The sequence below is a fragment of the Thermogutta sp. genome (assembly GCF_014359955.1).
Taxonomy (GTDB): Bacteria; Planctomycetota; Planctomycetia; order Pirellulales; family Thermoguttaceae; genus Thermogutta.
The window spans coordinates 1-4,050 of sequence record NZ_JACIYL010000396.1 but is presented as its reverse complement, the minus strand read 5'-3'; the positions used below and the strand labels follow the sequence as shown (position 1 = coordinate 4,050).

2 protein-coding genes and 2 pseudogenes are annotated in these 4,050 nt (G+C 59.5%); 2 read left to right on the top strand and 2 right to left on the bottom strand.

The features are described 5' to 3' along the window. Both H5U08_RS11965 and H5U08_RS11960 read right to left on the bottom strand, forming a co-directional pair. A pseudogene (locus tag H5U08_RS11965) lies at positions 1-237 on the bottom strand (sulfate ABC transporter permease subunit CysT); the annotation flags it as partial. A 51-nt stretch (positions 238-288) separates the two neighbouring features. Beyond that, positions 289-1,383 (bottom strand): sulfate ABC transporter substrate-binding protein, encoded by a 1,095-nt coding sequence (locus H5U08_RS11960; protein ID WP_297033302.1) that lies wholly within the window; start codon positions 1,381-1,383, stop codon positions 289-291. 398 nt (positions 1,384-1,781) lie between these two features. Here H5U08_RS11960 and H5U08_RS11955 point away from each other — a divergent pair, with 398 nt between their 5' ends. Beyond that, complete coding sequence (locus tag H5U08_RS11955; RefSeq protein WP_297033301.1) at positions 1,782-3,341, top strand: sigma 54-interacting transcriptional regulator; 1,560 nt, start codon at positions 1,782-1,784, stop codon at positions 3,339-3,341. A 253-nt stretch (positions 3,342-3,594) separates the two neighbouring features. Next, positions 3,595-4,050: pseudogene (locus tag H5U08_RS11950) on the top strand (hypothetical protein); the annotation flags it as partial.

Below are 4,050 nucleotides of genomic sequence, written 5' to 3'. Positions count from 1 at the left end.
GACAAACCCGAGCACCGCGTCCACGATCGCGGCGGCCAGGGCAGAGCCAAGGCTCAGACGGATGGCTGCCCAAACCCGCGGTTCCCACAGGGTGCTCCAGCCAGTTCCGCTGGCCAGAAACGTCGTGAAGGCCGCCAGGGGCAGGATGACCATCGCGCCGAGGTAGCTCACCGTAATCCCCAGCGTGAGGCCAAAGCCGGGCAACGTCGGGCGTCTCTCGCGTAGTCGGAAAGGCACTGAAAAACTCCTCCACCGGATACCGGGTCAGCGCGAAAGGGAGGTCTGCGCTTACATAATGCGGTCGAATGTACCACCGTCGTCGAAGTGTTCCTTTTGGGCCTTTGCCCAGCCCCCAAACACGTCGTCCACTGTGAACATCTCCACGGGGCGAAAGACGTCTGCAAATTCTTGGGCCACTGTGGGATCCACCGGCCGATAGTAGTGACGCCCAATGATCCGCTGGGCCTCGGGGGTGTAAAGGAATTGCAAATAGGCCTCCGCCACGGCACGCGTTCCCCGCCTGTCCACGACGCCATCGACCACGGCCACGGGGGGCTCGGCGAGAATGCTCACGGAAGGCACCACCAGCTCGACGTTTTCCCCACCCACTTCCCGGGTGGCCAGGAGGGCCTCGTTTTCCCAGGCGATGAGCACATCGCCAATTCCTCGCTGAATGAAGGTGTTGGTGGCCCCGCGGGCTCCTGTATCCATCACCTTCACCCGGGAAAAAATCGCCCGCACAAACTCAAACGCCTTTTCCTGGGCCTTTTGGACCTCGGGAGCCGAGGCGTTTTTCACTTTGGAGAGATCCCCTAACTCGCGTTTGAGGGCATATCCCCACGCTGCCAGATAATTCCATCGCGCCCCGCCGGAAGTCTTTGGATTGGGAGTCACCACTTCGACGTCGGGCCTGGTGAGGTCCTCCCAATCCTGGATGTTTTTGGGATTACCTTTTCGGACAAGGAAAACAATGGTGGAGACGTACGGGCAACTGCGATGGGGCAAACGCTCCTGCCAATTCGCGGCGATGAGGCCCGTTCGGGCAGCGATGACATCGATATCGTATGCGAGGGCCAGGGTTACCACGTCAGCCTGGAGGCCGTCGATCACCGCCCGGGCCTGCTTTCCGGACCCACCGTGCGACTGCCGGATCTCAACATGCTGACCAGTTTTGGATTGCCAATATTGGGCAAATGAAGCGTTAATCTCTCTGTAAAGCTCCCGAGTGGGGTCGTAGGACACATTGAGCAGCACGAGGTGGGATTCCGATCTGCCACACCCGCCCGCCGTTACCACGGCACAAAGGGTAACCAGGGCGAAGCCCGCCAGGCATGCTCTCCAGTGGATAGGAAAACGCAGCTTTGCATTTGTCGTGGTGGGCATGAGTGGTGAAACTCCACGTTGGACGGTGTTGTCATTTGAGATTGGCCGAGCGCCACGCGCAGTGAACCGACAGGCGACGGCAATGCCGCACATGCGCGGGCCGTGGGCCAAGGGTGAAGGCGTTGTGCACGATCCATGCCAGTGGCGAATAGCGCGTCGCAAGTGACGTCTAGGTAAGGAAATATGACTTCACAGCGTCTTTAACCGGGTTTTGAAGGCCAATCGATCCGTGAAATATAACGGGGTAGACTGGAATCCAAGGCCCAGGTCCGTTATATTTAACGGAAAGTCTCCGTTACCGTTCTCCTGACGAAGAATCAACGCGAAAAATCCTCGCCGCTTATTCAAAACCGTTATCAGTGACGGAAATCTCGCGCAGGGGTTGGCAAATACTGCTTATGATGGATGAGAACACACTCCTTGTTGAAGTCTGGCGGGAAGCCTGCCGCCATATCGAGATCGCCGAATCGGTGGCGGGAATCGCGACAGTCCTCAAAAGTCGCATCCCGTTCGAGGTGATGGTGGTCCGCCGGTTGAAACCGTCCGAGTCGGCCCTGGAGACGGTCGCCGTCGCGCCGACCGTCCCCCCGTGGTTGGGGCAGAGAGTAACTCCCCTTTCGCGCGTTGCACTCTCCCGCCTTATGCAGTGGTGTTTGGGGCGGGAAGTGTTGAAGATCCCGCCCAATCGGCCGGATCTTTGCGGCGTGGATTTAGAAACCTTGTTTGGGAACTCCCCGGCGGCTGTGCTGGTGGGCGGCCTGGTCTCGGACGGAAAGGCAACGGGGATTGCGTTGCTGGTGGAAAAAGAAAATGGGCCACCGTTTACGCCTTCTCACGTACGACTCTTCCAGGAGGTGCTGGAGCCGCTGGCGGTCAGCCTGGAGAATGATGCCCGGGTCCGCGAGTTGGCCGTCCTTCGCGAAGCCGCCGAAGCCGAGCGACAGTCCCTTCTGGCGCGTCTGGGTCGAAAATCGCTGGGGGACACCATTGTGGGAGCAGACGGTGGCCTCAAGCACGTTATGGAACGCGTGGAATTGGTGGCTCGATCGGATGTGCCAGTGCTTTTGCTGGGAGAAACGGGTACCGGGAAGGAGCTCATCGCGCGGACCATCCATCTTCGCTCTCCGCGGGCGAAGGCGCCCTTTCTTCGCGTGAATTGCGGTGCGATCCCTCCCGAATTGGTGGACTCTCAGCTCTTCGGTCACGAAAAGGGAAGTTTCACGGGGGCGGTGGAGACGCATCAGGGATGGTTTGAAAGGGCGGATGGAGGCACGCTTTTTTTGGACGAAATTGGAGAACTTCCCCTGGACGCCCAGGTGCGTCTTCTGCAGGTTCTTCAGGACGGAACGTTCGAGCGCGTTGGTGGCCGACATCCCATCACCGTGGACGTGCGGATCATCGCTGCCACACATCGGAACCTGCAGGAGATGGTGCGGGCGGGTCAGTTTCGCGAAGATCTGTGGTACCGTCTGGCGGTTTTTCCGATCTTTCTCCCGCCGCTCCGCGACCGGCCCGAGGATATCCCGGCGCTTGCCCGGCATTTTGCCGAGCGGGCGGCGGTGCGGTTCAATTTGCCGCTCCAACTGCCCACTGAGGAAGACATTCGTCTTCTTATGAACTACGACTGGCCGGGAAACATTCGGGAGCTGGCGGCGGTCATTGATCGCGCGGCCATTTTAGGCGATGGCCGGGGACTGCAGGTGGCCAAAGCCCTGGGAATTGGCACCTCGCCTGGTGTCACGGATCGCCAGAAAGAGAACCCCCGGGACGCGGCCTTTCCCACGTTGGAGGAAGTCAATCGTCGCCACATCGAAGAAGCCCTTCGGCGGTGCGCCGGGAGGATCGAGGGTCCCAAAGGGGCGGCGGCTTTACTGGGGATCAATCCCCACACGTTGCGCTCCAGAATGCGCAAACTGGGCATTCGATGGCAAGTCTATCGCAGGAAGTCTGGGGCGTGACTCCACAGCCACGAACTGCGGGCAGATCGATGCAAATGCAAGCATGAAGCAGGTGGGCTGAAACAAATCCGAGATTGACGAGATTGCGTTGTGAATGCCTCGGGAAAATCGCACGCGTTGCATGAGTCTTGTCTTCCCCCGGGGTAGCGAACACGCGTTGACCGTGGTAGCGTAATGGTGTTATCAACAGTGACGGCCCAACTTTGTGTCGATCGTGACAGAACAAACTGACATTCGCGACGGGAGAGGCTCGATGCGTCCATTTGCGAGACTCGGTTCCATTTTAGTTGTTGCCCTGGTCTGTGCAGGATGTCCGAAGCCGCAAACCGCCCCGCAAGGGGAAGAGCAAAAGCCACCGGCTGCGGCGGAAACGAAGGCGTCTCAGCCGACCGTTACCGTGGACCCGGCCCTTGTGAAGAAGCTGGAAGAACGCGTCACCCAGTTAAATGGCAAACTTGAGCGAGACGCGAACGGTAATCCGGTGACGGTGGACCTTTTCCAGAGGCAGACGACGGATCAGGACCTGGCCCTCATCGCGCAGATCCCGACCATCCAGCGGCTGAGCTTGTGGGGCGCCGACATCACCGACGCGGGTATCCAGGAACTGACGAAGCTCCCCGACCTTCAGGTGCTCGTTCTGGAAAACACCAGCATCACCAACGACGGCATGAAGTTCCTGGGGCAGATCAAAAGCCTGCGGTCACTCAAT